1 protein-coding gene is annotated in these 2,147 nt (G+C 65.3%); it reads left to right on the top strand.

The genetic code is table 11. The features are described 5' to 3' along the window. Positions 1 to 2,147, top strand: a 2,147-nt coding sequence (locus tag BLT64_RS27195; protein ID WP_217633925.1) for a hypothetical protein, incomplete at both ends; no start/stop codon positions are given.

A 2,147-nucleotide genomic window follows, 5' to 3' on the forward strand; every position in this document is an offset into this window, starting at 1 on the left:
GCATCAGCGTCGGCATCAGCATCAGCATCGGCATCTGCGTCAGCATCAGCGTCCGCGTCGGCATCTGCGTCAGCATCAGCGTCCGCATCAGCATCCGCGTCGGCATCCGCATCAGCGTCGGCATCCGCGTCGGCATCCGCATCAGCGTCGGCATCCGCGTCGGCGTCAGCGTCAGCATCGGCGTCAGCGTCAGCGTCTGCATCAGCATCCGCGTCTGCATCAGCATCCGCATCGGCGTCAGCATCCGCATCAGCATCGGCGTCAGCGTCGGCATCGGCGTCAGCGTCGGCATCGGCGTCCGCATCAGCGTCAGCATCGGCGTCAGCATCGGCATCAGCATCAGCATCAGCATCAGCATCGGCGTCTGCGTCAGCATCGGCATCGGCATCCGCGTCCGCATCCGCGTCTGCGTCAGCGTCGGCATCCGCGTCAGCATCAGCATCAGCATCGGCATCGGCGTCGGCATCCGCGTCAGCATCAGCATCGGCGTCGGCATCGGCATCGGCGTCCGCATCAGCATCCGCGTCTGCATCAGCATCAGCATCCGCGTCAGCATCGGCATCAGCGTCAGCATCAGCGTCAGCATCCGCGTCAGCATCCGCATCGGCGTCAGCGTCAGCGTCAGCATCCGCATCCGCGTCTGCGTCAGCGTCCGCATCTGCGTCAGCATCCGCGTCCGCATCGGCGTCAGCATCGGCATCAGCGTCAGCATCCGCGTCAGCGTCAGCGTCCGCATCGGCGTCAGCATCGGCATCAGCGTCAGCATCGGCATCGGCATCGGCATCAGCATCGGCGTCTGCGTCAGCATCGGCATCGGCATCCGCGTCAGCATCGGCGTCTGCGTCAGCGTCGGCATCCGCGTCAGCATCAGCATCGGCGTCGGCATCAGCATCGGCGTCGGCATCGGCGTCCGCATCAGCATCCGCGTCTGCATCAGCATCAGCATCAGCATCCGCGTCTGCATCAGCATCAGCATCCGCGTCAGCATCAGCATCGGCGTCCGCATCAGCATCCGCGTCTGCATCAGCATCAGCATCCGCGTCTGCATCAGCATCAGCGTCGGCGTCAGCATCGGCATCAGCGTCAGCATCAGCGTCAGCGTCAGCATCCGCGTCAGCATCGGCGTCAGCGTCAGCATCCGCGTCAGCATCCGCATCCGCATCGGCGTCAGCATCCGCGTCCGCATCGGCGTCAGCGTCAGCATCGGCATCGGCATCAGCGTCGGCGTCAGCATCCGCATCAGCATCGGCGTCTGCGTCCGCATCTGCGTCAGCATCCGCGTCCGCATCGGCGTCAGCATCGGCATCAGCGTCAGCGTCAGCATCCGCGTCAGCATCAGCGTCAGCATCCGCATCGGCATCAGCGTCAGCATCCGCATCGGCATCAGCATCGGCATCGGCATCGGCATCAGCGTCAGCATCCGCGTCAGCGTCCGCATCGGCGTCAGCATCCGCGTCAGCATCGGCATCAGCGTCAGCGTCAGCGTCAGCGTCCGCATCGGCGTCAGCATCGGCATCAGCGTCAGCATCAGCGTCAGCGTCAGCATCGGCATCGGCATCGGCATCGGCATCGGCATCTGCGTCTGCGTCAGCATCCGCGTCAGCATCGGCATCGGCATCAGCGTCAGCGTCCGCATCTGCGTCAGCATCCGCATCGGCATCAGCATCCGCATCCGCATCGGCGTCAGCATCCGCGTCCGCATCAGCGTCAGCATCAGCGTCAGCATCAGCGTCGGCGTCAGCATCGGCATCCGCATCGGCATCCGCATCGGCGTCAGCATCCGCATCAGCATCGGCGTCTGCGTCAGCATCGGCGTCAGCATCCGCGTCCGCATCGGCGTCTGCGTCAGCATCGGCATCGGCATCAGCGTCGGCGTCAGCATCCGCATCCGCGTCGGCGTCAGCATCCGCATCCGCGTCTGCGTCAGCGTCCGCATCTGCGTCAGCATCCGCGTCCGCATCGGCGTCAGCATCGGCATCAGCGTCAGCGTCAGCATCCGCGTCAGCATCAGCATCAGCGTCAGCATCGGCATCCGCATCGGCATCGGCATCGGCATCAGCGTCAGCATCCGCGTCAGCGTCCGCATCGGCGTCAGCATCCGCGTCCGCATCGGCGTCAGCATCGGCATCAGCGTCAGCGTCAGCATC

Origin of the sequence: Paracoccus denitrificans (genome assembly GCF_900100045.1) — a bacterium.
Classification (GTDB): Bacteria; Pseudomonadota; Alphaproteobacteria; order Rhodobacterales; family Rhodobacteraceae; genus Paracoccus; species Paracoccus denitrificans.